Origin of the sequence: Serratia sp. 2C06, from assembly GCF_050037615.1 — a bacterium.
GTDB lineage: Bacteria > Pseudomonadota > Gammaproteobacteria > Enterobacterales > Enterobacteriaceae > Serratia > Serratia ureilytica.
The window spans coordinates 4,928,282-4,954,374 of the sequence record NZ_CP188299.1 but is presented as its reverse complement, the minus strand read 5'-3'; the positions used below and the strand labels follow the sequence as shown (position 1 = coordinate 4,954,374).

Sequence of the window (26,093 nt, the reverse complement as noted above, 5' to 3'; positions counted from 1 at the left end):
TGGCCTACTGTCCTGGTTGTTCCAGAGCTTTTAAGTACTCGTAAATAGCCACCTGGGCACGCACTTTGCGACGGTTGCCGCGCGGCACGTACTGGTTGCTCAGTTCTTTATCCACATAACGGGCCTTGACCGTATCGCTGAACAGGATCTCCAGAATGTCCAGAACGCGCTGTTTCAGCGCCGGATCCAGCAGCGATACCGCCACTTCGATACGGTAATCTATGTTGCGGGTCATCCAGTCGGCGGAGGACAGATACACCCGTTTGTCACCTTTGTTGTCGAAAACGTAAACCCGATCGTGTTCCAAAAAGCGATCGACGATGCTGATCACCTGAATATTGTCGCTGATCCCCGGCAGGTTGGGAATCAGGGAACACATGCCCCGCACCAGCAGGCGGATCTTCACGCCGGCGCCGGACGCGGTATATAACCGATCTACCAGCCCTTTATCCACCAGATTATTTATTTTCAACATAATGCCGGCCTGTTCCCCGGCCTGGGCGTTGGCGATTTCGTTGTCGATCAGCTCATACAGCTTCAGGCGCGAGTTCTGCGGCGACACCATCAGGTTGTCGAAGGTGACCGGCCGGTAGGGGTTCTCGATAAAGTTGAACACCCGGCGCACTTCGTTGGTGATGCGTGAGTCGGCGGTCAGCAGCGAATAGTCGGTATAGATGCGCGCGGTTTTTTCGTTAAAGTTGCCGGTGCCGATATGAGCATAGCGCACAATTTCATCGCCTTCACGGCGCGAAATCAGGAACAGTTTGGCGTGGATTTTCAGCCCCGGCGCCGAGAAGATCACGTGTACGCCGGCTTCGGTCAGGCGCTTCGCCCAGTGAATGTTGGCCTCTTCGTCGAAGCGCGCCTGCAGCTCGACCACCACCGTGACCTTTTTGCCGTTGTGCGCGGCGTGGATCATCGATTCGATGATGCGCGAGTCTTTTGCCACGCGGTAGATGTTGATTTTGATCGCCAGCACGCTCGGATCGAACGACGCCTGGCGCAGCAGCTCCAGCACGTGTTCAAAGGTGTGGTACGGGTAGTAGAGCAGCACGTCTTTTTCGCGAATGGCGTCGAAGCCGTTGCGGAAACCGTCGAACCAGATGTGGCGCAGGCGCGGCAGCGGCTTGTTGACCAGGTTGGCCTTGCCGACGTTCGGGAAGCTGATGAAGTCTTTAAAATTGTGATAGCGGCCGCCGGCGATCACCGAATCGTAGTTGGAGATGCCCAGCTTGCCGCGCAGCAGTTCCACCATCTCGTTCGGCATGTCGCGCTGATAAACGAAGCGCACCGGTTCGGCGGTGAGGCGCTGTTTCAGGCTGGAGGACATCAGTTCCAGCAGGCTGGATTCCATTTCGGTCACCAGATCGTACTCGGCGTCGCGGGTCATCTTCATCGAATAGGCGTTGAGCGCGTCGTAGTCGAAGAAGCCTTTGAAAATCTCATCCAGGCAGTAACGCAGAATGTTGTCCAGCAGGATCATCGGCTTGCGGCGGCGCGGCGCTTCCGGCGGCAGATTGACGAAGCGCGGCACTTTGTCCGACGGGATTTCCAGCAGCGCATAGTCGGTGCGCGCGCCGCGGATAATTTCCACCGCCAGATAGGTGTAATCGTCTTTCAGGAACTGCACCAGATTGGTGTCGTGGTTGATCAGGATCGGCGTGATGTGCTGGCGCAGATGCTGTTTGAAATACTGGCGCAGCCAGATTTGCTGGTTTTCGGACACCTGGCGTTCGTTGATCAGGAAGATCTGGTTGCGCGCCATTTCCAGCAGCAGATCGTTGTACAGGCCGTCGAATTCCTGATCGGTTTTCAGCACCTTGGCCTGGATCTTTTTCAGCAGGTGGCGCGAGGCGCCGGCGGAGCCCTGCTCTTCGCTGATCAGGATGCGGCGTTTGAGATCGGCGAAGCGGACTTTATAGAACTCGTCGAGGTTGTTGGAGTAAATGCCCAGAAAACGCATTCGTTCAATCAGGGGATTGCTCTTATCTGCGGCTTCCTGCAACACGCGTTCATTAAAGGATAACCAGCTTAGTTCTTTTTCGATGTAGAGCTTTTCCTGACCCATTGCCACTCCAGTTCAATTTTAGAATAGGATCCGGGACGCAGCGCCCGGATGCCGCTCTAGTGTCCTTCATCATTATTGCGAGAGATTGACAGGAAAGTCCAACATATCCATTGCGTTGGCGCGCGGCGTTTTTCGCCGACAATAAATTTTCCCCGCGGCGGGATGCCCGGCAGTGAAACGATCAGCATGAAATGACGGTTAGCAGGCTTATTCTTGGCGTTATAAAGCGTGTTTATGGTCATTTTTCAGCAATATATCAAATTCATATTGTCTGTTGGCAGTGTAAAAAACCTGGGTTGAGTCGGGTAACTTTGTCATGCAAACGTCATAAAACTGACATAAGATGCCCGGTTATCTTACGGCGTAAGCCCGATTACATCAGCGACAGCGAGACACATGACACAGACGACGGCAAATCAACATCCCCGAGATCGCCTGCGCGGGCGCATCGACCGCGGCGTGCAGGCGGCAGTGACCGCCTGCGGGCTGATGGTGCTGATGACGTTGATGCTGATCTTCGTTTATCTGCTGTTTGCGGTGCTGCCGCTGTTCAAACCGGCCTCGCTTGGGCAAGTTCAGCCGCTGCCGATTGTGGCGTCTTCCCCGGCGCTGGCGCTGGGCATGGACGTGCAGCAGCGCGTCGGTTATCGCATCGATGCGCAGGGCACGGGGCAATTTTATCGTCTGTCGCCGGCGCCGAGCGGCCAGGCCCAGACACCGCTGGCGCAGCAAACGCTGCTGGCCAAACCGGCGCTGCTCGCGCAGGCCGCCGGAGAGCGCGATCTGTTTGCACTGGCGCAGGCCGACGGCCGGTTGGTGGTGGCGCGCGCGGATTTCGCCACGGCGGAAAACGGCCGGCCGCAGTGGCTGTTCCCGCTCGGGCAACCGCCGCTGGCGCTGGATCCGCAGCGCAAGCCGCTGAAGCTGTTGTCGCTGGCGGACGCGCATCGCGGGCAGTATCTGCTGGCCGGGGTGACCGACGATCGGCGGCTGGTGTTCGGCCGTTTCAGCCCGGATCGGCCGCCGCAGTTCAGCGAACGTCCGCTGGAACACGACGCAGGGCAGTTGGTGCTGACGCCGGATGGCCGCCAGCTTTACCTGCTGGCGGGCAACCGGCTGGCGCGTTACCAGATCGACGGCGCGCAGCTGCAACTGCGTGAAACGCGCACCTTGGGCGAACACGCCCCGTACCAGATGACGGCGCTGCCCGGCGGCAGCGCGCTGCTGATCAAGGGCGCCGACGGCAACCTGCGCGAGTGGTTTGAGGTGGAAAAAGAGCAGCGCTGGCGACTGACGCCGGTGCAGCATTTCGACCACGACGCCGACGGGCAGGAGCTGACGGTGGCTGAACCTTATCGCCGGGTGTTCGCCACCCTGCGGCCCGATGGCGGCTTCTCGTTATTCTCCACGATCCAATCCCAGCCGCTGCTGAATACCCGTTTGGGCGCCGAGGTGCGGCAAATGGCGTTCGCGCCGCGCGGCGATGGCCTGCTGCTGGAGAGCGCGCAGGGCTGGCAGCGCTATGCGCTCGACAACCCGTATCCGGACGTCACCTGGCGTTCGCTGTGGGGCAAGGTGTGGTATGAGAACTACCCGCAGCCGGCCTATGTCTGGCAGTCCACCTCCGGCGAAGACAGCTACCAACCTAAATTCAGCCTGATGCCGGTGATCTTCGGCACCTTCAAGGCGGCGGCTTACGCGATGCTGTTCGCCATCCCGCTGGCGTTGGCCGGCGCCATCTATACCGCTTACTTTATGACGCCGGGGCTGCGGCGAGTGATCAAACCGGCTATCGAAGTGATGGGCGCGCTGCCGACGGTGGTGATCGGGCTGGTGGCCGGCATCTGGCTGGCGCCGATCATCGAGCAGTATCTGTTGGCGGTGCTGGCGTTGCCGCTGCTGCTGGCGGCGGCGGTGCTGCTGTGCGGCGCGTTGACCCATCGCTTTATGCCGCGCTGCCGGCCGGGCGTCGATCTGCTGTTGCTGTTGCTGTTGCCGCTGCTGGCGTTGACGGTGTGGCTGGCGTTCAGCCTGGGGCCGTGGCTGGAGGTGGCGCTGTTCGGTGAGCCGCTGCATTTCTGGCTGGGGGATAATTATGACCAGCGCAATGCGCTGGTGGTGGGCGTGGCGATGGGCTTCGCGCTGGTGCCGATCATCTTCTCGCTGGCGGAGGACGCGCTGTTCAGCGTGCCGGCCACCCTGAGCCAGGGTTCTTTGGCGCTGGGCGCCACCCAATGGCAGACGGTGATCAAGGTGGTGCTGCCTTCCGCCAGCGCCGGCATTTTCTCCGCGCTGATGATCGGCTTTGGCCGCGCGGTGGGGGAAACCATGATCGTGCTGATGGCCACCGGCAACACGCCGATTATTGACGGCAGCCTGTTCCAGGGGCTGCGAGCGCTGGCGGCCAATATCGCCATCGAAATGCCGGAGGCGGTTTCCGGCAGCAGCCATTACCGCGTGCTGTTCCTGACTGCGCTGGTGCTGTTTGTCTTCACCTTCGTGTTCAACACGCTGGCGGAGGCGGTGCGCCTGCGGCTGCGCAAGCGCTACACGCCGAATCAGGAGGCGCCATGAAAAGCTGGGTGAAGAGCGGGTCGCCGTGGGTGTGGCTGACCGCCGGTTCGGTCGCCGTCAGCCTGCTGGCGCTGATCGGCATTCTGTTGCTGCTGGCCGGGCAGGGGATGCGCTATTTCTGGCCGAGCCCGGTTTATCAGTTCGAACTGAATCAGAACGGTGCCGGGCCGGTGACGGTGATCGGCGAGTTGTACCAGCAACAAAGCATTTCCCGGCGCCAGTTGGCCGAGGCGGGCGTCACGCCGCCGGGCGAGGCGCAGAACGTCGAACGTTATCTGATTAAGGTCGGCAACCGCGAGCGCGAGGGGCAGGATTTCCGCACCTTGCTGGCCAGCGATATCCGCAGTCAAAGCGCGCCGCGCAGCCTGCTGGTGCTGGAACGCGACAGCCACGGCACCGCTTACGGCTATCTGGCGGGGCTGCTGGAAGACGGGCAACCGCTGACCGGCCGCAATCTGGGGCAGGCGTTGCAGCAGCGCCTGCCGCAAATCGCCGCGCTCTCGCGCCAGGCGCACGACATTCAATTCCGCGACATGGCGCGCATCAATCAGCAGTTTGACGCGTTGCGGCTGCGGGAAAAGCGCCTGCAGCGCGACGATAAACTGGACGCCCGCGCGCAGGACGCGATCAAGGCCGAGCGGCTGGAGCTGCAGCGGCAGTATCAGCTGTTGTCCGAACGTCTGGCGGGGCTGAACCGCGATCGCCAGCGCGACGCGTTGCTGCTGCGCGACATGCACGGGCAGACGTTGACCATTCCGCTCAGCCAGGTGCGCGATGCCTGGTACCCGAACGCCATGAGCACCTCCGAGAAGCTGGCGCACTGGGGCGAGCAGGTGAAGAAGTTTCTCATCGACAGCCCGCGTGAGGCGAATACCGAGGGCGGGGTGTTTCCGGCCATTTTCGGCACGGTGTTGATGGTGATCCTGATGTCGATCGTGGTGATGCCGTTTGGCGTGATCGCGGCGGTGTATCTGCACGAATATGCCGGCAACAATCTGCTGACGCGGGTGATCCGCATCGCGGTGGTCAATCTGGCCGGCGTGCCCTCGATCGTCTATGGCGTATTCGGCCTCGGCTTCTTCGTCTATATGATAGGCGGCACGCTCGATCAGCTGTTCTATCCTGAATCCCTGCCCAACCCGACCTTCGGCACGCCCGGCGTGCTGTGGGCGGCGCTGACGCTGGCGCTGCTGACGCTGCCGGTGGTGATCGTCGCCACCGAGGAAGGGCTGTCGCGCATACCCACCTCGCTGCGGCAGGGCTCGATGGCGCTGGGGGCCAGCCGGGCCGAGACGCTGTGGCGCATCGTGCTGCCAATGGCGGCGCCGGCGATGATGACCGGTCTGATCCTGGCGGTGGCGCGCGCCGCCGGGGAGACCGCGCCGCTGATGCTGGTGGGGGTCGTGAAATCGGTGCCGGTGCTGCCGGTGGACGAGATTTTCCCGTATCTGCACCTTGAGCGGAAGTTCATGCATTTGAGCTTCCAGATCTACGATATGGCATTCCAGAGCCCGAGCGTGGAGGCGGCGCGGCCGTTGGTGTTCGCCACCGCCTTCTTGCTGGTGACGATCGTGGTGAGTTTGAATCTGGCGGCGATGGGCATCCGCCATTCGCTGAGGGAGCGGTACCGAGCATGGTCGCAGTAACAATGACGCTATTTTTGGGGAGTGCGTAATGGGTTTGATGACGCCAGGCAGTTTGCCCCGGCTGGATGTCCAGCATCTCGACGATGAACAGACCGCGCTGGCGGTCAACGGCCTGAACCTGTTTTATGGTGACAAACAGGTGCTGCACGATATCTCGCTGCGTATCCCGAAACACCGGGTGACGGCCCTGATCGGCCCTTCGGGCTGCGGCAAATCGACGCTGCTGCGCTGTTTCAACCGCATGAACGATCTGGTGGACAACTGCCGCATCGAGGGCGAACTGCAGCTGAACGGCGCGGCGATCTCCGGCGCGCAGATCGACGTGGCGGCGTTGCGGCGGCGGGTGGGCATGGTGTTCCAGCGGCCGAACCCGTTCCCGAAATCGATCTATGAAAACGTGGTGTACGGCCTGCGCCTGCAGGGCGTGCGCGACCGGCGCTTGCTGGATGAAGCGGTGGAGCGTTCGCTGCGCGCCGCCGCGCTGTGGCATGAGGTGAAGGACCGGCTGCGCGAAAATGCGTTCCGCTTGTCCAGCGGCCAGCAGCAGCGCCTGGTGATCGCGCGCGCCATCGCCATCGAGCCGGAAGTATTGCTGCTCGACGAGCCGACCTCGGCGCTGGATCCGATCTCCACGCTGACCATCGAAGAGCTGATTTCCGCGCTGAAGCAGCGCTATAGCGTGGTGCTGGTGACGCACAACATGCAGCAAGCGGCGCGCGTCTCCGACTACACCGCCTTTATTCATCAGGGGCGGCTGGTGGAGTACAACGACACCGACGCCATCTTCACTTCGCCGCGTCAGCGCCGCACCGAGGATTATATTACCGGGCGGTATGGGTGAGGGATGAGCGACGGAGGTTTTCGCTCCGTCGCCGGCAATGGCCGTTGCAGTCGGCCTGCGTCTGCTGTTTTATTTTACCCGCGCATTAAGCCGGCATGAATTAAGGCATGGCATAAGTCTGATTGCCGGCGAGTTTGTTTTATTCATTTTTCATCATGTGGAATTCAATCCATTCTCTGCAATTTATTATCAACCACAATTATGTTGTCGATGATGATCAATATAATTGCTCATGTCGATAATAGCTGTGGCGGGCTCGGCGGTGCTGAAATGGTAATCCTTAATGCGCGCGGCCTTTAGCCGTAACCCGCAATACCAACCCCACCAACAGCAACGCAGCGCCCGAGGCATAGAGCGGGAACCAGCGCGTCCACCAGAGCGGGGAAAACAGCGGGGTGCTGTTGGGATCTGCGGACGTGTAGCCGCTATATATATTCAGGGTTACGGCGATGGTAAACATCGCCAGGCCGATAAAAAGCAGCAGGTTTGAAACTTTAGCCATTTACGTTACTCCTTCGTAGAAATTCAGAGGAAAGGTTCTTGTTATTGCGGTGCGTTACTGTTTCATCCACTATTCCGGTTAAATACGCTCTTGGCTTTTTTATCAGCTCATTTTCCGGTAAAAATGGCATCACCGAATACTAGCCGGTTATTCGCCAATAAAAAACCCGCCAGCGCGGGTTTTCTCTTTTTTCTCGCAGACCGTCACTTCACCAGCGGCTTATCGCCCGGCGTTTTGAACTTCGCCAGATATTGCGGCTGGAAGATGCACATGCGCAGCACGGTGCGGTATTCGCCGTTGACGAAGAACTCGTCGATCAGCTCGCCTTCCACGTTAAAGCCCAGCTTGCTGTAGATGTGGATCGCCTTCGGGTTCTCCTTGTCGACGATCAGGTACAGCTTGTACAGGTTCAGCACCGAGAAGCCGTAGTCCATCGCCAGGCGGGCGGCGGTGCTGGCGTAGCCTTTGCCCTGGTGGGCGGGATCGATGATGATCTGGAATTCTGCGCGGCGGTGGATGTGATCGATCTCCACCAGTTCCACCAGGCCGACCTTGGCGCCTTCGTGCTCGATGATAAAGCGGCGCTCGCTCTGATCGTGGATGTGTTTGTCGTAGAGATCGGAAAGTTCGACAAAGGCTTCGTAGGGTTCTTCAAACCAATAGCGCATAACGCTGGCGTTGTTGTCCATCTGGTGGACGAACGACAGATCGTCCCGTTCCAATGGGCGTAACCTGACGCTGGCAGTGCTGGACATGTGGGCTCCTCTGTGCCGTGAAATTGTGCAAAGTATAACTTCACAGAATGGATGAAGGCGAAAAAAAACGGCGCCGCGTGGGCGCCGTTTAGGCAAGGTTCAGACTTCAGACGGTGCAGGTATTAGCTGGCCTGGCGACACTTATGGCCTCTGGTGGCAATGGAGTCTGCAATAAAATTTGTTCGGCGATTTCCGCCGATACTTTTTTAATCGCAACAATCAATTGAATTGCCGAATTTAGGACAACGCTTTTTATTTCTTCCACGCTTTTGCCGCGAAGAAACGAATGCAGGAAGACATCGCCAAACGCGCTATTGTTCAAGTCGCTGCGGGTTTTACAGGCCATCAGACGCTCAAATCCGTTATCGCTGTCATAGGGGCCTTCACAGAAAAATGCCGTTTCTACCGCGATTCGTTTGATCGCCATGAGTACAAATCCGTCCATCGAGGGGCTCTCCATTCGTTTTATTTAAGGAGCGGGCCGTGCGGATCAGGCCAGCGTCATTACCTTTCTCTTTCTGTTCTGCCAGCGCACCTGGCCCTCTCCCCAGGGTTTGAGCTTGTTGAAGCGCTTGATTGCCTGAGGTGCGAAACCGGGCCTGCAACAAAAATCGAGCAGCCATATCCTGTCTCCCTCATTCCATTCGGAAGGGTGAAGTGGGAACCCCGGATCGCGTTGCAATTGCGTTTCGGTGTCCTCCGTCAGACAGGCCCAGAGAACATAGGCCAGCGGTTGGTCATTGGTGTCGAAAAGAAACTTGATCTGCCCGTGCTGTATGGCAAATATCAAGCGCTCTTGAACGCTTTTTATCGGATGAAGGCTGTAATTTCGGTGATGTAACATGCAGCTCACGGCAAAACCAAGCTGCTCATAGTCTGACCATTGTTCTTGGCCGCCGGCGGTTTCTCGAATATAGAGCGTCATGCTGGTTCATTTCTCCTGGAGGGGATGACAAGCGGCTGCCCGCCAAAGGTTTCTTTGGCGAAGGCCACCGCCTTTATCCGCATGTCGGTTAACAGTTGCCGCAAGCGTTGGTCGTCATCACCATTGGCCTCCACCAGAGCCGTGATTTCGTTGAGCATCTGTATTTTCCCGCACTGGGGGCGGGGCCGCAGCCTGAGGCGAGCCTGTTGCGCCATGCCTTTCTGAATAACGGTGGCATCGATTCCCTGGGCGCGGCAGGTTTCGACCAACCAATGATTGACCTGCGAGAAAGCGCGCAGGGTGCCCATAAAACGCGCATCCCGTGAGAAATCGTCATGCGTGGGGACGGGGTGCCCTTGGCTGCAGCGAATCAAGGTCACGACCAAACGTTCCAGCGGCGATTCGTCTCCCGCCATTTCCGCTGAGACATAGAGCTTTCGGCAACGGTGGATAAGCAGCTGCAGGAAACTGTTTGCCAGCCTCTCTAAGGGTTTTGGCGTCTCCGCCGGTGAGAGCAGGTCGATGGGAATGCCCAGTAGCGTCAAATAGCCGCGGCAACAGGCCTGCTGAAAAAAATGCCAGAAATAGGTTTTTACCTGTTGCTGGGCGATGGCAATGAAAGGCCGATCAAACAGGTACTTCCCAAGGTAGAAGCACAGCTCGGATAGGCTGTTCTGAATGATTGCCGGTTCTCTCATCAATTGTGCAAACTTGAGCTGGTATTCGAAATCGTAACGATGATCGCTGGGGAATAAACAGGTTAGCCCGTTAAAATCCAATACCCTACCGTCCATGGTGATGTTGGAGGATGAGGTGGTCAACATCAGGAAGCGGGTGCGGCAAAACGCCATTTGCCGAGCCAGACGTTTGGTGAGCTCATACATCCCCTCAAGGCAGCGGCGCCGCGGATCGCGAGCGGCCTGTTCGCTGAAGCCCGCGGTGGGGACCGGCAAATAGTCCGGCAGGCGGCGAAGCACGGATTTAACCCGTTGAACGTCATGCATGAGCTGCCCTGCATATTCCGCTTTGGGCCGGAAGTAGGGCGTTCGTTCAAAATGTGCCGGGCGGACCAGGGGCTCGCGAACCAGAAGGGCGCGGCGAGAGCGGCCCTTTGTGCGGGTGAAATCCCCATGGGTATAGCTGTCGGTGAGCAAAATCGCGTGGGTGCGCGCGGCGCCATAAGGCAACGTCTGCGCCAGCATTTCGCTCCATAGGGCTTCATAGATCGCCTGTTCGGCGCGCAGTTCGCCATTGGAGTGATACCAATCCGAACCTTGCCCGACCAGCGGATTAGCACCGATTCCTTTCACCTGGTAACGGCCATCAAAACCGCAGCGGGCGCCGCCGCCGTTACGTTGAATACCGCCTCCGCCGTAACGTTCCGCGTGGAAAACTTTGACGGCGCCTGGCGTATCGGGAGTGACCAGATAGCTGCACGCGGCGTGCAGCGCTTCGCCGTCTGCCTTTTCTTCGGCGGACCAAATGAGAGAGGACGTAACCCGGTGTGCCGTGAAAGGCACTAAATTTTCCGCCAGGTCCTTAAGTAAAAAAGAATCGCTCATTGGGTGATGTACTCTATGGTGTAGTTCAGTTCTGATACGGACGTGCGCTGCGCGAAACGAGCAAAAGCGGCGTCCAGATGCCCGGCGATATCGCGCAATGCTTCCGCCCTGGCCATCGCGGGGTGATCGCAGTCGATGTCGATATTTTGTATTCGTCCATGTACATAGGGGCGCCAGGCCTCCAAATCCAACCAGTCTTCTGCGCGCGGCGCTGCTGCCGTGAAGAACAGCAAATTACCGTAGAAGTGGCCGTGTTCCGACTGGCCGACCAGGCGGCGGCTATTAATCACCACGTCAATCAAGCGGTCGAGCGTGCCGTCATCCAGACTGGCCAGGGCGCTGCCGTGTTTTCGCAACAGGGCGATTGTTTCCGCGCGTTGCAGGATCTCGCCTTTCGGCACGACCAGCGAAGGCAATTCTTGATCGAAGGGCAAGGCGATGCCCGCAATGAACAACAGGGCGGCCAGCGCCAGGCTCTCCTCCTCTTCGCCATTGAGCGTTTCAAAAGCGAAGCGTCGCCACAGATCGCTGGGATAGGCATCCATCATCGCCAGCAATTCGACCTGCTGATCTTGTTGCTCTAGGTGGATGGCGACATTGTGGGCGATCATGCCGCCAACCGACCACCCGATGATCCAGTAAGGCCCCTCGGGCTGATGGGCGCGTATGCGCCTGGCATATTCTGCGGCCATTTCATCCATCGTTCGGGTGATATTGCTGCCCGGCGTCAGGCCTTGAGCTTGCAAGCCGACGATTTCACACGGCGTTTTGAGAAAACGCGCCAGGCCGCTGTAACACCAGGCGATGCCACCGGCCGGATGGATGCAAAACAGCGTCGGCAGCGCGTTTTGCGAAGCGCCGGCGCCAGGGCGCAGCAGCAGTGTGGCATCGAGCATATCCGGCGCTGAGTGCTGGCCTTGTTCGGCCAGCGCCCGGGCTGAAGGATGAGCAAAGATACTGGCGATGGTGATTTGCCAACCCAGGCCGGCGTTAATGCGGGCGGCGACATCAACGGCGCTCAGCGAGTTGCCTCCCAGTTCGAAGAAGTTGGCTTCAGGCGCCACGGCAGGCAGGCGCAGCGCATCGGCAAAATATTCGCACAGCCGTTGCTCCGTCAGGGAGGAGGGAATGCCACCGCCCTGTGATTGCGGGCTTTGCGGAGCGGGCAGCGCTTTTCTATCCAGTTTGCCATTGCGGCTGAGCGGCAGTTCGGAGAGAAACACCAGGCACTGCGGCAGCATGTAGGCAGGGAGATATTCCCGGCAGAGCGCTAGTAAGGCTTTTTCATCGGCCTCGGCGCCGCTGGCCACGACATAGGCGACAATGCGCCCGTCATGCATGTTGGCGCAGGACTGGAGCACCTGCGGATGTCGATTGAGAACCGCGTCAATTTCCTCCAGCTCAATACGCTGCCCGTGTATTTTTATCTGGTGATCCAGCCGCCCCAAATAGTCTATTTCGCCATTCGGGCGCCAGCGCGCCAGGTCTCCCGTGCGGTAAAGGCGCTTGCCGTCCGCCGTGGCGAAAAACCGTTCTGCCGTCAGCTCGGGTTGGCCCGCATAGCCGTCAGCGAGACAAATGCCCTCAATGTGCAATTCCCCTTCGATGCCAATGGGGGTGGTGTTGCCGAAGGGATCCAGCACGTGGATGCGCGTATTCCAAATGGGGCGGCCGATAGGCACGCTGCGCTTCTCGTCGCTGCAGCTCAGCGCGTGGTAAGTGACATCAATGGCGGCCTCCGTCGGGCCGTAAAGATTATGCAAAGGCGCCGTCAGCAATGTCCGCTGCCGTTGGGCCAGCTCCGGCGACAAGGCTTCCCCGCTGGCGAATACCCTGAGCAGCGGCAGCGGTTCGGGCCTGCGTTCGACGGCGTCGAGAAACAGCGCCAGCATCGATGGAACAAAGTGCAGCGTTGTGATGCGATGCTGCACGATGCAATTCAGCAGGTACGCCGGATCGGTATGGCCGCCGGGCCGCGCCATCACCAAGGTTGCGCCCCCGATCAGCGGCCAGAAAAACTCCCAAATCGACACATCAAAGGTGGCCGGCGTTTTCTGCAGCACGCGATCCTGCGTTCCGAGAGGATATTCGGCCTGCATCCATTGCAGGCGATTGGCCAAGGCAAGATGGCTCACGATCACCCCTTTTGGGGCGCCGCTGGAACCGGAGGTGAACAGAATATAAGCCGGATCTGCGCCGCTTTGCCGCGTGACGAGCGGCAATGCCGCGTCGCCCTGATGGGCGGCTAGTGAGTACAGCGCGGCGAGATCGAGCCGGGGAACGCTGTCCGGCAACCTGTCGTCATCGGCGCGATCGGCTATCAGCAATGCCGCATTGGCCTGCTCGAGCATCTTTTGCTGTCGCCGCGTCGGCAGTTCGGGCGACAGCGGCAATAGCGTGGCGCCGGCACGCATAATGGCCAGCAGAACCACTTCTAAGGCTACGCTGCGTTCAAGTGTGACGGCGATCACCTGGCCGCGAGCGCCTTGCAGATGGCGTTCAAGGGCATGCGCGCACCGCCGTGAGCGCAGTTCCAGCGCCGAATAGCTCAGCCGTTCGTTTTCGTCGAGCACGGCTAGCTGATGCGGAGTGGCTTGAGCCTGTTTGAGGAACAGGCCGAGGATCGTGTTGGCGGGTAACGGCTGGGCGGTGTCGTTCCATTGCGCGATTAACGCCAGTTCCGCCGGTGCTGGCAGCGTCAGTTGTTGCAGCGGAAGGGTCGGCGCCGCAACCAACTGCATGATCCAATGCAACAGCCGCCGCACATGCAATTGCAGCTCTGCGTGATGATGGCGCGCGGCATTGGCGATAAGACGCAGGCGGCGCGGTTGCAGGTCCGTACCCAGTTCCAGGTGGAGGTTAAGATCGCGTACGGGGCCGGTGGCGATATGTTTGACCGTGGCGCTTAGCTCCGCAAAATCGAGCGTCGCAGGCGGAGGCAAGATGTTCAGTTCGATGCCGTAAAGGGGCAGAGTATCGCCTACCCTGCCGATGGCTCGGCCGATCCATTCTCCGCGGTAGCGCTGGTGCGCGAGCAGCTCGCGCCGGCTGCGGGCGACGGTGGCGCAAACGTCGCGAAAGTGCGCGTGTTGCGGCAAATCCAGCAGAAGCGGCAGGATATTGCTGCGTGTGACCGCCGCCTGGGCGCCATAAGTATCAAGCCGCCCCATGCAGGGCAGGCCGAACAACAGTTGCCGCTCGCCCGACTGACAGCGGGAGAAATAGCTGGCGAACGCGCTGAGCAAGATGTCGGATAACGCGATCCCGCTGCTTTGGTAGAAGCTGCCCAGGGCTAGCGCCAGCTCGGTATCGATAACGGTCTCGACTTCCAACGTGTGCTCGGCCATGGCTTGCGCTGGCGCACCCAGAAAGGTCGGCGCAGGCAACTGCGCGCAGCGCTGCATCCAGTAGCGGTGATCGTCCGCATATTGCGCGCTCTGCCTGTAGAGGACGTCGTCCTGGCAGAGCGTGGTCAGTTTGACAAAGCGGCTGGGGAGAGGCGGCGTTCTTTGCAACAGCGCTCGGTAATGCTCCCCCGCACGGCGGTGGAGCAGGGAATAGGCGTAGGCGTCGAAAGCGATATGGTGTATTCGGGAAAACCATATCGCTTCGCGTTCATTCAAAACATACAGCTGATGTTCATGAAGATGTAAATTCTCCGGTCCCTGTTCCCGTTGCGTTATCTGTTCCATCGCGCGCCAGGCGAGCGCCTCCGGGTCTGCGTGATGGCTGAGATCGCAGACGGTCACGCGGCCAGCAGGCTGGCGGATGCCGAAAGACGGAGTGCCATCGATATCGAGGAAACGGTGGTTGAGCACCTCAATATCCTGCAGAGCCAGTTCGATGGCGTTGAGCAATAATGTCCGATTAATTTCACCGTGCAGGCGCAGGGCTTGCGCCGTCGCATAGAGTTTGGAAGAGTGGCTCGCTTGCGATGCGTACCATACGCCCTGCTGGGTGTCCGCCAGGGGGGTATTATTAAGGGATGAATCATTCATTTTTTCTCTGGCTCCTGTTCTGGAGTGGTACTCAAGTGCCTTGTCACCAGGCTTTCCATTTTCTTTTGGCCTGCAAAATCAAATCAATATCTCTGTGTAATTGATATTCAGTGCTTTGGGTTTTTCACCTAGCGCGATTTCATTCAATGAATGCCCTGCGCTCTTCGTTGGCGACAATGACCGGCGGGGGAAATTGCTTTGCCCTTATCGCCAAGGTCATCGCAAAATCTTCTGCCGCGTTTCGCCGGGCATACCGCAATAAATTAAGTAGCTATCATTTTTTAATCGCTATTGGGCCGCACCCCGGCGGCGACGCGCGGCTTGCTTTTCGCCGGCTCTCTGTTGCGCCCGGCATTATTTTCCCTTTGTCGCTGCGCGAATGGCCGGCAGCACAAACAGTGAGGCGATAAAGCTGATGAATACGCCATAAGCGATACTGATCATCTGCATTTTTCCGCTGACCATCATGGGGAACACCAGCTCATGCGCGTGGCCAAACGTGGTGAACGTGATGCCGTTGAACAGCAACATGCTCAACAAGGCGCCAATGGAAGAGCCTGCCAGGCCCAGCAAGAGGGTTTGGCAGAGATAAGACACATCAATAACCCTGCCGAATCCCAGCAGCAGCGTTATTGCCAGCTGGTCTTGTTGGTTGGCAATGAGCGATTCACACAGCGCGATGATGCCCGCAGTCACCGACACCCCCGCCAGCAATGAAAATAACAGGCCGAACCACAGCAGCACCTGGCCCAACCCTTCGCTGCTGCCGGCATAGTAGGTTCGGCTGTCGCTAATGGCGACTCGGTCATTGAGCGTCCCCTGGATGGCTTGTTGCAGTTGCTCGACAGAGGTGACATTGCTGGTCAATGCCACCAGGTTGTAATCGAGTCCCGCGCCCCAGCTGGTGCGGATATGTTCCAGATCGGCCATGAACTCGGACTGCCGCGGCGAACCGCCGGTGGTAAATTCACCGACGATTTTCCAATCGCGGTCGTGCAGGCGTATGGTCTCGCCCACGTGGAACGCCGGATAATGCCGCGCCAATGACGCGCCGACGACGAGCTCATTTTGCCCCGGCTGAAATGCTCTGCCGCGGGTGAGGGTGACCAGCGGTTGCCCGTTGTTCGCGTTCATCAGCGTGAATGCCGCCGGCGTTACGCCGCGCACCAGATACTCTTTCTCCACGTTGTCTGGGCGGAGCCGCACCAGGACAACCCACTCCGGCGAAGCCGCAACAAGGCCGGGCAAGCGCGAAAGTTGCGCCGCCTGCGTTCGCGTTATCGTGCTGGTCAGTTCGGAAGAGGAGTCTTTGCTTTGCGCAAAATACAGGCCGGGTTCCGCACTCGACTCCAGCGCGCCGATCAGCCCTGCGCGCAGTGAAAATAACGATGTCACAATGACCGCGAGAAAAATGAAGCTGGATAGAATCGCGGTGAAATAAAGCGGCCGCCGCCACAGGTTGCGTAATCCAATGCCCAGCAATATCCCGAGCTGGTGGATTTTCGAGGATGAACGCGGGTTCATTTTCTCTCCTCCTGCAGGCGAGCGATTTGCAAGAGGGAGGGCAATGCGCAGACCAGGGATAAAATAAAGACCAGCAGGAGGCCGATGGCATAATCCTGGAAATGCGGCTCAACGGCGTTTAATACGGCGGGGAACAGCGTCGGCAACAGCAGAATAAAAATAACCGACAACACTATGCCCACGATGGCACCCGCCAAGGTGATGGCGCCGAGTTGCACGGCAACCGCTTTAATCAACTGTGATTTGCGAAAACCCAGATAATTAAGGGTGCGGTAGTCGCTCAAGGCTTTATGCGTCATGACATAGAAGTTGGTGCTGAGCAGCAGCGCCAATAACAGGCACAGCGCCAGATTGACCCAAAAAATCACGCGATGGAAATCGAACAATTTACTCATAAACAATTTTATATGCATGCGTACGGGGGCTGTCTGCGTGGTGCCGCGCAACCGCTCCGCGCCAAACAGGGCATCAATCTGCCGGGAGAGGTTCTCGGCAGACATGCCGGGTTTAGGGGTCGCCATAAAAAAACTCACCAGCCGCTTGCCATTTTGTCTCACGCTGTCGAGGTAGTCATAATGCATCCAGACCGCGGGAGGGGTGTCGGTTTGGGTTTCTTCAACGATGCCAGTAATGTAAAGATCGAGAATGGGGTTAGGCGCGAGCTTCCAAATCGCGGATGAAAGCGGCAGCCGATCGCCCGCTTTTAAGCGATATTGCGCCGCAAAACGGCTGTCGACCAGCACGCCTTGCCGGTCATTCTGCCAACGCTCCAGTAAGCCCGGCGCTATTTTTAAAGAGGGGATCATGGCGAAGTAGTGTTGGTCTTCTACCGCGATAGCGGGCACGAACCATCCGGGGTGGCGATAGTAAGCACCGACCCAAACTCCCCAGCTCAGCCGATCCAACGCCGGCAGTTGACTCATTTTCTGATGATAAAACTGCGGCAGCAGCATTTGGGAACTGAGTGCATTCAGCACCAGTAGCCGGTTGTCTGCGCCGGGCGGATCGCTTGCCTTTAAGCTGAAGGCGCGATCAAAGGTCAGCATGAGCAGCAGCAACATGACGCCGCTGGCGATAAACAGCAAGATCATGATAAATCTTCTCGACTGCTCAGTGGCGGAGCGCCACAACCAGAGGTAAAACACGGCTCTCATGGCATATCCCTACGGATCAGCTTGCCGTCCCTGAGTTGGAATTGGCGCTGTGCCCGCGCGGCGACCTGAATATCATGCGTCACGACGATGATAGCCTTGCCCTGCTCCCGGCTCAGTAGCGTCATAATATCCATAATTTCCTCCCCCGCCTCCTGGCTGAGATCGCCGGTAGGCTCATCGCACAGCAGCAGATCCGGATTAGTGACTATCGCACGCGCAATGGCCACGCGTTGGCGCTCTCCTCCGGAGAGTTCATCCGGCAAGTGGCGGCGCCGGTGTTCCATCTGAACCAGCTCCAGCGCGGCGTCGACGCGTTGCCGGCGCTGTTTGGCGTCCATATGCCAAAGGTGCAGGGGGAGGGCGACATTCTCTTCGGCGCTGAGCACGGGCAACAGGTTATAAAACTGAAAGACGAAGCCAATATGGCGGGCTCGCAGCGAGGTGCGTTCTTCAGGTCGCAGCCGATGCAGCGAATGCCCTTGCAAAAATACCTCGCCCCGATCGCAGACATTAACGCCGGAGATCAGATTGAGCAGCGTCGATTTCCCTGAGCCGGATGGCCCCATGATGCTGACCATCTCGCCGCCGTGCAGGCTAAAATCAAGATCGTGCAATACCGTGATGTGCTCGCGCCCTTTTTTATAGTCTTTGCCGGCCTGTTGCAGTTGTACGACCGGATCGCTCGGCGCGGTTGCCGTTTTATTCATAAAAATCTACCTGAATTGACATATTATGTTTCAGCCAGGGCTGTTGCTGAGCGAGCTTGATAATGACTAAAACCGCCGCGCGTTGCTCATCCACCACCGAAGAGATAAGGCTGACGGTGCCTGAGATCTGTCGATCGGGGAGGCCATCCGGCTTGATTGTCACTCGTTGTTGGGGCGCGACTTTCGCCAGCTGGCTTTCGGGCAGCCAAACTTCGGCATCAAAATTATCCAAACCGACAATGGTGGCGATCCCCGTGCGGGTGAAACCGCCGCCGGCGGAAATGGGCGAGACCGTTTCCCCTGGGGAGGCGTCTAACGACACCACCTGGCCGTCGAAGGGCGCGCGGATAATCGTACGCAACAGGTCGATTTCACTGGCTTTTATCTGCCAGCCCACTTGTTGTAATTCTGCCTGATATTGGCGGCGCTGCGCCTCGAACGAATCCAACTCCGCTTTGGCGCTGTCGACATCATCCTGGCTCACATAGTTGAGCGGCAACAAACGGTTCAATCGCTGCAGCTGATTGCGCGCGCGCGGCAGGCGGGACTCTGTCTGCGCGAGTTTGCCCGCCGCGATTTGCTGGCTGGCCTGGAGCGACGCAAGCTGCGCTCTTAGCGAACGCCCGTCGAGTGATGCCAATCGCTCGCCTTTTTTTACCTTGTCCCCGCGTTGCACATAAATCTCTTGCACCGTTCCCGTAATCTCTGCCGAAACGGTGGAGAGGCGCGAGGCCTTGATGAATCCTGCGGCCGTGACTGCAGATGCGGCCGCCGCAGGGGGCGCTGGCTCGACAGGTGCTGCGGTGTTGGCCTGAGGCTCGGCGGCGCTGGCGCGCTCGGCCGCTGCTGGCTGGGTAAACCATGCCCTGCCGGCAACGAGACCTAAGGCTAACGCCAGCGCAATCGCTCCGACGAGCGCCGCTTTGCGCCATGGCCGCCCGCGCGGCGGAGTATGAGGCGAGTTCAGCAGGTGCAACGCCTGCTGGCGGGCGGCGTTGCGCGGTGCCTCTGAAGATGGGGAACGCATAGGTGCTTAACGATCCCCTACTGTCAGACGCAAGATCACACCAATGAAGAGCAGAGCGGCTCCCGAAGCGTAAAGTGGGAACCAGCGCGCCCACCAGTTGGTGGAGAACAATGACGCACCGTTGGCGTTGCTCGCCGTGTAGCTACTGTAGATATTGAGGGCCAGGGCGACAGCGAACATGACGAGGCCGATAATAAGCAGCAAGCCTGATACTTTATGCATGGGATTTCTCCTTCAGAGGGGACATAAGAGAGGCGTCGAGGTAATCGCCAGGGATGACCATCTCAGTGTGAATTTCAGTGAGATAGGTTTCATTCTTCACTTCCATCCAACTGTTTTCCGGTGACGGGAGAGCCTCTCGGAAGACTAACCAGTCAACTTTTCGCGCCAGTAGCAGCAATTGGTCAAGGCAATGTGAATTGCCCAGCCTGCACCACATCGGCTTGCGAATCTTGTCGTTGTTAAATGACTGCCAGCTAAGATGATCGTTGAATTGCCCGTTCACATAGCTGTCTGTCGGAATGCCGTTCTTCAGTAACAATGCCAACAGGCGCGCCGGATGCTCCGCCGCCTGATGCCCGGACAGCTCATGGAAAATGCGGGAAGAGCGGACCCACCAGGTTTCACGGATCAGGACACAGTCTTCCTCCTCCATGCGCGGGGCATGGCGGAAGTCATGATCCAGCTCATTGGCCATCAATCGCTTGTAGGCGGGGCGGCCAATCTGCACCGGTTCGGCCAGTACGGTAAGCAGGTATTTGGTTCCCCAGGCCACCATCGGCGTCGCCGCGCCGAGGTAACATAATTGGAACGCTTGTCCCTGGTTGTCCGTCAGCTTCAGCAGGCCGCTCTGCGTATCATGATGCAGTTGGAGCCGGTCGAGCGTCAGGTCGCCGGCAACCTGAGGCGGCTCATCCAGGCACAGATGATGAGCCGCCAGGCGGGCCTGAGCCTGGAGATTGCTGGACTCGCCGCTGACGCTGAAGGTTAATGGCAGCGCCGGCGCGGCGAACTGGCGCAGCCAGTTTTGCAGCTGATGGCGTCTGTCGTCGGCCTGGCTGTCGTTGGTCAACGTGGTGCGCGCCAACTGCCAGCCGATACGCGAATACGCATTGTTGATGACCACTTTGCCCCGGGGATGCGCTAGCTGCCCCACATGACGGGCATCCAATTGCAGGAAGAGCGTTACCGGCAGCTTCAGGGCGGCGGGATTGATATTGTGCTGCCGCCAGCGGGCCGTTGTGGCGGCGGACTGCGAGATACGTTGTTGGGTGAATTGAATAAATCCCTGCCAGCTCTGCTGCAAAAACAATGAGACATCGGTGCAGTGGCCACCTGCGCCGTATTTGTCGATAAAGTTCTGCAGCAGCCAGAGGTACTCCTGCGACAACGTGGCGCGTTTGGCCACCGCTTTCGCTACGCGGGCAAGTACATTGGGAATGAAAGCGTCAGGCAATGTCATCCTGATCCCTTCCCGCCAGGCGTCTTCATATAAAATATTGCGAATTTCGGGCATCTGATGGCGGGTCAGCCGCTCCCAGCTCTGTTGAATCGTCTGTTGAGCCTGCTCAAGCAGCGCAACGCGCTCCGCGTTTTCTGCCGCACCAAAGCGTTCGGGCAGTTCGGGCAGGTTGCGCAGAGCGTCGCTGGAGAGCTCCGCCGGCATCAGCGCCAAAACATCGGCCAGAGGGGCAGGATGATGCGTTCCCCACTGTAATGTCGGGCGCAAGACGTCCTTGCGCACCAGCTTTCTCAGCAGTCTTTCCGCTTCGGACGGGGCCATCCCAGCCAGTTCGAAATGCGTTCGCCACGCGCTCCAGCTTTGCTGGTGGCTGGCGCTCAGAACGGCGTCGATTTCCGCCGCCTCCAGGCCCAGGACAAATTGCTGCTCTTCGTTCCATAACAAACCGTGGCGTTTCTCATAGCGATAGAAATGGCCGCGCATCTGGCTGGCGGAAATGCGTTGCAAGGAGGGGTTACGGCACAGCGGCAGATCATGTTTCGCCAACCAGAGCTGCGTATACAGCGCGTCGCGCAAGGCTAATGCGATGGAGCGGTTGAGGTGTACGGTCGAGGTCACCTTGCCTTCACCGGTTTGCAGAGTGGCTTCGCCGGCCGAGCTTTCAAACGGGACCAGGCTAAAAGAGGAAAAGGTGCTGAATGGGCTGACTTTGCCCGCCGCTCGAATCATGTAGGCAAACAAGGAACGCTCTACGCGCCGGCGCCGTTTGGCCGGCCAACTCTGCCAATTTTGTTCCAGATCGCAAAGCAACTGCGGGGAGGCAAGGCAGAGCGCCCGGCGCAGAGCCGGTTCGTTGGCGGCTTTGAGCAACAAGGCCTGCGTCTGTTCGTTGACACGCTGCCAGCGTTGGTTAAAGGTTGCCGCCAACTGCCGGCGCTCATTCGCTATCGCCAACCATTCGGTCAGTTGCTCCAGAGCGGCTGAGTCGTAATGCGCCAACCAGGCGCGCACTTCGGCAGACAGGTTGAAATAGCGATCGTTGAAGATATGGCGGCGACAGCGAATCATATCCTGGCGAACGCTGTCCGCCGAGGGTAATGCGATATTCGCATGCAGCCTGGCGATAAGCGCCTGCCCGAGTTGCCGCCAGGCCGGCTCCTGCAAGTGGTGTTGCCGGATAATCGCGGATAAATCATCCGGAAGTTGGCTGACATAGTGCGCCGGCAGGCCTGCGGTGCGCAGCATGATAAAAGGGGCGACGAGCAACAAAGGCTGCGCGGGTAACGTCATGATAATACTCCAGATGCCAACCAGTTATTCACCTTCTGCCAACTCACGAAGCTTAACCAACCCATCGCCGCCGCCATGCAGAGGCTGTAAAGCAGGCAATAACTGCGGAATAGGCGGCGGCCTCGGGCAGACCACTCGCGGGTTTTCTTATTGGCGCCGGGTTGGGCAAAAGCGCGAAATGCCCGCGTGGCATCCGAAAGCCGAAAAGGGGTGAGATTGAAAAGCAGGCCGAACAATATCAACAGCAGTAACGGCCGTATCGCGGTGGCGGCGGCGCTTTCACTCAGCGCCGCGAGCGCTCCCAGACACAAGAGATCCATCAATGGCCCTGCCATCGCCACCCAGGCCTTCATGCCGCGCAGTGGGAATAGCGCGATGGCGCTGGTGTTGACAAACACGGAGGGCAGCCACCAGCCGCGAAATTGCAGACCTGCCCCCAGAACCGGGCAGCCGTAAAGACGGCAAACGACGGCATGCGCCATTTCATGCAAAAACAGCCATAACGGTATGCCGACAAGCATCACCATCAGCTGGACGCTGGCCCATTCGCCCTGCAGCAGCCAGGCGTTTAGCCCTGGCAAACACGCGATGAAACGCCACAAGGCAGCGGCAATCGCGAGGCTCAGCAGGCCGTAACCTAACCCGCGCGGGACAACCCGCAGCACGGTGGCGATTTTATGTGCGGCGCGATCGGGGTTAGGCAGCTGATATCGCCCGGCCACTTTCGCCGCCGCAGGCGGCTTTTGCGCGCCATCAACGATCATATTCGCCTGTTTCAACCGCAGCAGAAACGCGGACAGCGCCTGTTGGCACTGTTCGGGCGTTGCGTTCGGGTGGTGTTCTGCCAGCTCCGCCAGGAGGGCCGCCATGGAGCTGCCCCCTTGCAACTGTTGGGCAAGCCGGGCAGAAAACCCACTCAGCTTTAACGGCGCATTACTGTTTTCTTGCAGCAACAGCGCCACATTCGCCTGCGGAGAGATCAGTTTCACATCCTCGTTTAAACGCAACAGGGGGGATGCAGGCGGCATGTTAAACACCCTCTGCCGGCGGAGGGGACGCCAGCACTAGACAGAACAGCGGCGCCTCGCGATAGCCGTCGGCGCCCGCGTGGCGAATGAGCCCTTCTTCGATCACGCCTCCCGCCAGCGTTCCGGTCAAGCCGCAGTCCAGCGCCGCCAACCAGCACTGCATCGCGCTTGCCGCGGCGTTTTGCAGCTGCATGCGGTATCCCGCCGCGCCATGGTCATGCAGGGTCTTTTCAAGATCGGCAACCCACATCAGCAACGCGCCGGCTTTATGGAACGCTAATTGATTGATGCAATCAGCCAAATGTGCGCGGCCAAACCCGCTATCCCGTTTCCGCCAGTAACGGCGATCTGCCTGACTGCACTGATAAATGCCCGCGGCAAGTTCGCCGCTGGCTTCCGGCAGCAATATCCAGGGTTCCATTGGCAACGCCGGCATCCCGCGCAGGCGGCTTTGTTCAAGACCGGCATGCGCGACGGCGATCAGGGTATTCAGCCAGGTTTCCGGGAACGGGCTATCGGCATAGTCATACGTCGCCCTGCGGCGCTCCAGCAACGCGGAGAGCGGCTCATCGCGGTGCACAGTCGCCAGTGATGAAAGAGCAGCGGGCGTGGGCGACGCTGGCGCGGCGGCCGGCCGTGGGCGGTGGCTAACGGCGACCAGGCTGCTCGCCGTTTCATAAAGTGGAGCAGGGCACGGCTCACCCTGTGACGGGGGCGCTTGCACATGCAAGACCTGGCAGAGGATATGGGGGTTATCCTGTTGCGTGAAGAAGAGCAATGACGCCAACCATTGCAGGTCGACGCCATGATCTTCTCTCAGCGTCCAGCCCGCCGCGCGCGCGGAAAGCGCGCAATATTGATTAACCACTCCAGCGTCAAGGTTAACGATGTTATAGCTGAAGTCGTTATATTTGCCGCGCACGCGGTTCAGGTTGCCGCTGATAATGAGTGAAATCGGCTCTTCGGGATGCTGGAGCAAGTGTTCCAATTGCTGGCAGTCAATGCCGTCAATCCTGACGAGCTGGTGCTTTTCACCGAGATAGAACCAGGCCCCGCAAGGTATCTCCGGCAGCGGCCGGCGGACGACCACAAACATATCGCACGAGAGCAGTTGCCCACCGCTGGGCGCGATGCGGCGTAATGTGCCGTCTTCACCTTTTTGATAACCCGTGGCGTGGCGCAGCAACCAGCCCAGATTGGCCAGTGTCAACGGTTGTGACGGCATTGCCGACATTCGCCAGGGCGGCGGACAGCGCTCCGCCAATGCGCTGTCGGGCAGGTTGATATGCTGCTGCCCATGCAGCCTGACCGGCCTTGAGGCGTGGCGGTTGAGGTTATCCAGCGTGAAGTGCATCTGATGCGAACGCGGTGGCAACAAGCCCTGCGGCGGCAAGCGTGTGCCGATATGGTGCTGCCAGGCAGTAAATGCCTCTTCCCCCGGCGGCAGATAGGCGGCATGGCCTAAACCGCTTAGCGCGGTACCGGGAATGCGGGCGACCTTATAGGCTAAGGTGTACTCCCCCTCGCCCCGATGGCTATGGGAAACGACCTTGTTGAGGTAGCTTTCAGAGGACAGCCCGAGCAGAATTTGCCCCAGCTCATGGGCGGCATAGACGGCGCGGAACGCCACCTCTTGCCGATCGTTGGCGGGCGATGGCTGCTCACATTGCGTGCGTGCGCATTGATAACTGGCGCTGATGTTCGGGAGGGTATAAGGGCCCACCAGCGTGCGATCCGCGCCAATAATGCAGCTCAGATAACGCACGCCGGCCTGGTGCAACCCATCGGCGCATGCCTGGCGGAAAACGTCGGACTCGCTGCCGTCAAAAATGATCAGTGCATCATCCCAGGGGAGGGCGCTGGACGTTGGGCGCTCGGTCAGAACGTCAATGCTGGCGGCCATAGGCGCCAACGCGTGTTGCAGCAGCGATGACACATCTTCCGGGCAAACCAGGGCGAGCCTGCGGCGGCGGGCGGACTGCAGCGCCGCAGTGCGGTTGGCGTGCAGGCGGGTATTGTCGACAAAGCGGCCGCAATAGCTTGCCAAATGGCTTGGGGCGCCGTCATCCAGGCCTTCACCTTCTTCAAGGAAGCCATAGCGAAACAGTAAGGACAGCATGCCCAGGGCATTCTCGCGGCTCATGGTCGCGTCGTCGGTCAGCACGCTTTCCAGCACGTTGACGCCATCGAGGCGCTCGAGGAAGACCGCCAGCGTGTTTATCCCCTGAACGCAGGTCAGGATGCGCGGCTGATAGGCGCCATACACGGCTACGCGGGTATCGCTTTCAGGAATGAAAATCAGTTCCGGAATTAATTTGGGGCGCTTGGGCAGCAAAGCGTAAAGATCGTTATGGTGGCTAAACTGTGCGCCCGACAAGACGGTCGACATATGAGTGGCTTTCATTAGCGTAAGGCTCCTTCCAGGTGTTCGGCCAACAAGGCCGTGCCCTGAGCCTGCGAAATATGCCGGTTTTCACGGCAGCTGCAGCCGTGTAACGCCACCACGGAACTGCTCGCGGTGCGATTGCTGCCAAAGCTCACGGCGGTCAGTTTGCCGAATTGGTCTTCGGGGAGCTGCGCATACTGCTTTAACCGTAATCCAGCCATCAGCACCAGCGCCGGCGTATATCCGCGCAATGCGTTCTGCGGCTGCTGTTCATGATATCGCTGCAGGTTCAAATCCATCATTGCCGTACGCGGCGTTTCGGCGAGGCTGAGCAGGCGCTTCGCCGCACAGGCATAACAGGCGGTTCGGCCTGGGATGACTAGGGGGCCGCAAAACAGCATATGGTCGTTCAACACGGTGCAAGCGTGAGGGATCCCGGCGCGAAACAGCTGCGTGGTGAGCTGTTCAAGCTTAAGCGGCGCGCCGCCGGATAGCGCGATCCCGACGAACGAAGCCTTGCTGTCGGCCCAGGAATAGTTCAGTGCGGTTGCCAATGTCAGTTGAGAGATCCCTTCCTGGCAGTGCATATAATCGGCCACGTCATTGCCGAACGCGGTGTCACTGACGATAATCATTACCACTCT

At 59.1% G+C, this 26,093-nt stretch carries 19 protein-coding genes; 3 read left to right on the top strand and 16 right to left on the bottom strand.

Annotated elements, in window-relative coordinates; translation table 11 throughout:
• Positions 1-4: 4 nt before the first annotated feature.
• Positions 5-2,068: a polyphosphate kinase 1 gene (gene ppk1 / locus ACP3TA_RS24200; protein ID WP_033644044.1), complete on the bottom strand. Its 2,064-nt coding sequence runs from the start codon at positions 2,066-2,068 to the stop codon at positions 5-7.
• Positions 2,069-2,464: 396 nt separating this feature from the next.
• On the opposite strand from ppk1, the gene ACP3TA_RS24195 reads away from it, so the two are divergent.
• From ACP3TA_RS24195 to pstB, 3 genes are read left to right on the top strand one after another with little or no spacing between them, the layout of a single operon-like run.
• The gene (locus tag ACP3TA_RS24195) at positions 2,465-4,642 is read left to right on the top strand and encodes an ABC transporter permease subunit (RefSeq protein WP_206196268.1); all 2,178 of its coding nucleotides are present in this window, start codon (positions 2,465-2,467) and stop codon (positions 4,640-4,642) included.
• Positions 4,639-6,288 (top strand): phosphate ABC transporter permease PstA, encoded by a 1,650-nt coding sequence (gene pstA, locus ACP3TA_RS24190; protein WP_060660370.1) that lies wholly within the window; start codon positions 4,639-4,641, stop codon positions 6,286-6,288. Before ACP3TA_RS24195 ends, pstA begins: the two co-directional genes overlap by 4 nt.
• A 28-nt stretch (positions 6,289-6,316) precedes the next feature.
• Positions 6,317-7,129 carry a phosphate ABC transporter ATP-binding protein PstB gene (pstB, locus tag ACP3TA_RS24185; RefSeq protein WP_004941613.1) on the top strand — a complete coding sequence of 271 codons (813 nt, stop codon included), beginning with the start codon at positions 6,317-6,319 and terminating at the stop codon, positions 7,127-7,129.
• 280 nt (positions 7,130-7,409) lie between these two features.
• On the opposite strand, the gene ACP3TA_RS24180 is transcribed toward pstB, so the two are convergent.
• From ACP3TA_RS24180 to ACP3TA_RS24110, 15 genes are all read right to left on the bottom strand, one after another.
• Entirely contained in the window at positions 7,410-7,631 is a 222-nt protein-coding gene (locus ACP3TA_RS24180) for a hypothetical protein (protein ID WP_206196269.1), read from the bottom strand.
• A 203-nt stretch (positions 7,632-7,834) separates the two neighbouring features.
• Positions 7,835-8,386 carry a spermidine N1-acetyltransferase gene (gene speG / locus ACP3TA_RS24175; RefSeq protein WP_033644040.1) on the bottom strand — a complete coding sequence of 184 codons (552 nt, stop codon included), beginning with the start codon at positions 8,384-8,386 and terminating at the stop codon, positions 7,835-7,837.
• Positions 8,387-8,492: 106 nt separating this feature from the next.
• Entirely contained in the window at positions 8,493-8,831 is a 339-nt protein-coding gene (locus tag ACP3TA_RS24170) for a hypothetical protein (RefSeq protein ID WP_033644039.1), read from the bottom strand.
• Between the two features lie 45 nt (positions 8,832-8,876).
• Complete coding sequence (locus ACP3TA_RS24165; RefSeq protein ID WP_060660372.1) at positions 8,877-9,311, bottom strand: toxin-activating lysine-acyltransferase; 435 nt, start codon at positions 9,309-9,311, stop codon at positions 8,877-8,879.
• A complete protein-coding gene (locus ACP3TA_RS24160; protein WP_047025625.1) occupies positions 9,308-10,873 on the bottom strand; it encodes a hypothetical protein in 1,566 nt (521 codons plus the stop codon). Before ACP3TA_RS24160 ends, ACP3TA_RS24165 begins: the two co-directional genes overlap by 4 nt.
• Positions 10,870-14,871 carry an amino acid adenylation domain-containing protein gene (locus tag ACP3TA_RS24155; RefSeq protein WP_426784466.1) on the bottom strand — a complete coding sequence of 1,334 codons (4,002 nt, stop codon included), beginning with the start codon at positions 14,869-14,871 and terminating at the stop codon, positions 10,870-10,872. The genes ACP3TA_RS24160 and ACP3TA_RS24155 overlap by 4 nt, the downstream gene beginning before the upstream one ends.
• A 354-nt stretch (positions 14,872-15,225) precedes the next feature.
• Positions 15,226-16,395 (bottom strand): ABC transporter permease, encoded by a 1,170-nt coding sequence (locus ACP3TA_RS24150; RefSeq protein ID WP_033644036.1) that lies wholly within the window; start codon positions 16,393-16,395, stop codon positions 15,226-15,228.
• Positions 16,392-17,486 (bottom strand): ABC transporter permease, encoded by a 1,095-nt coding sequence (locus ACP3TA_RS24145; RefSeq protein WP_033644034.1) that lies wholly within the window; start codon positions 17,484-17,486, stop codon positions 16,392-16,394. Before ACP3TA_RS24145 ends, ACP3TA_RS24150 begins: the two co-directional genes overlap by 4 nt.
• A gap of 59 nt (positions 17,487-17,545) precedes the next feature.
• The gene (locus ACP3TA_RS24140) at positions 17,546-18,256 is read right to left on the bottom strand and encodes an ABC transporter ATP-binding protein (protein ID WP_047025626.1); all 711 of its coding nucleotides are present in this window, start codon (positions 18,254-18,256) and stop codon (positions 17,546-17,548) included.
• Entirely contained in the window at positions 18,249-19,283 is a 1,035-nt protein-coding gene (locus ACP3TA_RS24135; protein WP_080273402.1) for an efflux RND transporter periplasmic adaptor subunit, read from the bottom strand. The genes ACP3TA_RS24140 and ACP3TA_RS24135 overlap by 8 nt, the downstream gene beginning before the upstream one ends.
• Before the next feature lie 6 nt (positions 19,284-19,289).
• Positions 19,290-19,505 carry a hypothetical protein gene (locus tag ACP3TA_RS24130; protein WP_033644030.1) on the bottom strand — a complete coding sequence of 72 codons (216 nt, stop codon included), beginning with the start codon at positions 19,503-19,505 and terminating at the stop codon, positions 19,290-19,292.
• Positions 19,498-22,035, bottom strand: a complete 2,538-nt coding sequence (locus ACP3TA_RS24125) for a lantibiotic dehydratase (protein WP_033644029.1) — start codon at positions 22,033-22,035, stop codon at positions 19,498-19,500. The genes ACP3TA_RS24130 and ACP3TA_RS24125 overlap by 8 nt, the downstream gene beginning before the upstream one ends.
• Entirely contained in the window at positions 22,032-23,063 is a 1,032-nt protein-coding gene (locus ACP3TA_RS24120) for a PqqD family peptide modification chaperone (RefSeq protein WP_089195060.1), read from the bottom strand. Before ACP3TA_RS24120 ends, ACP3TA_RS24125 begins: the two co-directional genes overlap by 4 nt.
• A 1-nt stretch (position 23,064) precedes the next feature.
• The gene (locus ACP3TA_RS24115) at positions 23,065-25,467 is read right to left on the bottom strand and encodes a nitroreductase family protein (RefSeq protein ID WP_060660375.1); all 2,403 of its coding nucleotides are present in this window, start codon (positions 25,465-25,467) and stop codon (positions 23,065-23,067) included.
• Positions 25,467-26,084, bottom strand: a complete 618-nt coding sequence (locus ACP3TA_RS24110) for a hypothetical protein (RefSeq protein ID WP_021504405.1) — start codon at positions 26,082-26,084, stop codon at positions 25,467-25,469. The genes ACP3TA_RS24115 and ACP3TA_RS24110 overlap by 1 nt, the downstream gene beginning before the upstream one ends.
• Positions 26,085-26,093: the final 9 nt, after the last annotated feature.

Excerpts from the sequence above, each read along its gene's own strand:
- ppk1 (WP_033644044.1), bottom strand. The coding sequence starts at position 2,068 with ATGGGTCAGGAAAAGCTCTACATCGAAAAAGAACTAAGCTGGTTATCC.
- ACP3TA_RS24195 (WP_206196268.1), top strand. The coding sequence starts at position 2,465 with ATGACACAGACGACGGCAAATCAACATCCCCGAGATCGCCTGCGCGGG.
- pstA (WP_060660370.1), top strand. The coding sequence starts at position 4,639 with ATGAAAAGCTGGGTGAAGAGCGGGTCGCCGTGGGTGTGGCTGACCGCC.
- pstB (WP_004941613.1), top strand. The coding sequence starts at position 6,317 with ATGGGTTTGATGACGCCAGGCAGTTTGCCCCGGCTGGATGTCCAGCAT.
- ACP3TA_RS24180 (WP_206196269.1), bottom strand. The coding sequence starts at position 7,631 with ATGGCTAAAGTTTCAAACCTGCTGCTTTTTATCGGCCTGGCGATGTTT.
- speG (WP_033644040.1), bottom strand. The coding sequence starts at position 8,386 with ATGTCCAGCACTGCCAGCGTCAGGTTACGCCCATTGGAACGGGACGAT.
- ACP3TA_RS24170 (WP_033644039.1), bottom strand. The coding sequence starts at position 8,831 with ATGGACGGATTTGTACTCATGGCGATCAAACGAATCGCGGTAGAAACG.
- ACP3TA_RS24165 (WP_060660372.1), bottom strand. The coding sequence starts at position 9,311 with ATGACGCTCTATATTCGAGAAACCGCCGGCGGCCAAGAACAATGGTCA.
- ACP3TA_RS24160 (WP_047025625.1), bottom strand. The coding sequence starts at position 10,873 with ATGAGCGATTCTTTTTTACTTAAGGACCTGGCGGAAAATTTAGTGCCT.
- ACP3TA_RS24155 (WP_426784466.1), bottom strand. The coding sequence starts at position 14,871 with ATGAATGATTCATCCCTTAATAATACCCCCCTGGCGGACACCCAGCAG.
- ACP3TA_RS24150 (WP_033644036.1), bottom strand. The coding sequence starts at position 16,395 with ATGAACCCGCGTTCATCCTCGAAAATCCACCAGCTCGGGATATTGCTG.
- ACP3TA_RS24145 (WP_033644034.1), bottom strand. The coding sequence starts at position 17,486 with ATGATCTTGCTGTTTATCGCCAGCGGCGTCATGTTGCTGCTGCTCATG.
- ACP3TA_RS24140 (WP_047025626.1), bottom strand. The coding sequence starts at position 18,256 with ATGAATAAAACGGCAACCGCGCCGAGCGATCCGGTCGTACAACTGCAA.
- ACP3TA_RS24135 (WP_080273402.1), bottom strand. The coding sequence starts at position 19,283 with ATGCGTTCCCCATCTTCAGAGGCACCGCGCAACGCCGCCCGCCAGCAG.
- ACP3TA_RS24130 (WP_033644030.1), bottom strand. The coding sequence starts at position 19,505 with ATGCATAAAGTATCAGGCTTGCTGCTTATTATCGGCCTCGTCATGTTC.
- ACP3TA_RS24125 (WP_033644029.1), bottom strand. The coding sequence starts at position 22,035 with ATGACGTTACCCGCGCAGCCTTTGTTGCTCGTCGCCCCTTTTATCATG.
- ACP3TA_RS24120 (WP_089195060.1), bottom strand. The coding sequence starts at position 23,063 with ATGCCGCCTGCATCCCCCCTGTTGCGTTTAAACGAGGATGTGAAACTG.
- ACP3TA_RS24115 (WP_060660375.1), bottom strand. The coding sequence starts at position 25,467 with ATGAAAGCCACTCATATGTCGACCGTCTTGTCGGGCGCACAGTTTAGC.
- ACP3TA_RS24110 (WP_021504405.1), bottom strand. The coding sequence starts at position 26,084 with ATGATTATCGTCAGTGACACCGCGTTCGGCAATGACGTGGCCGATTAT.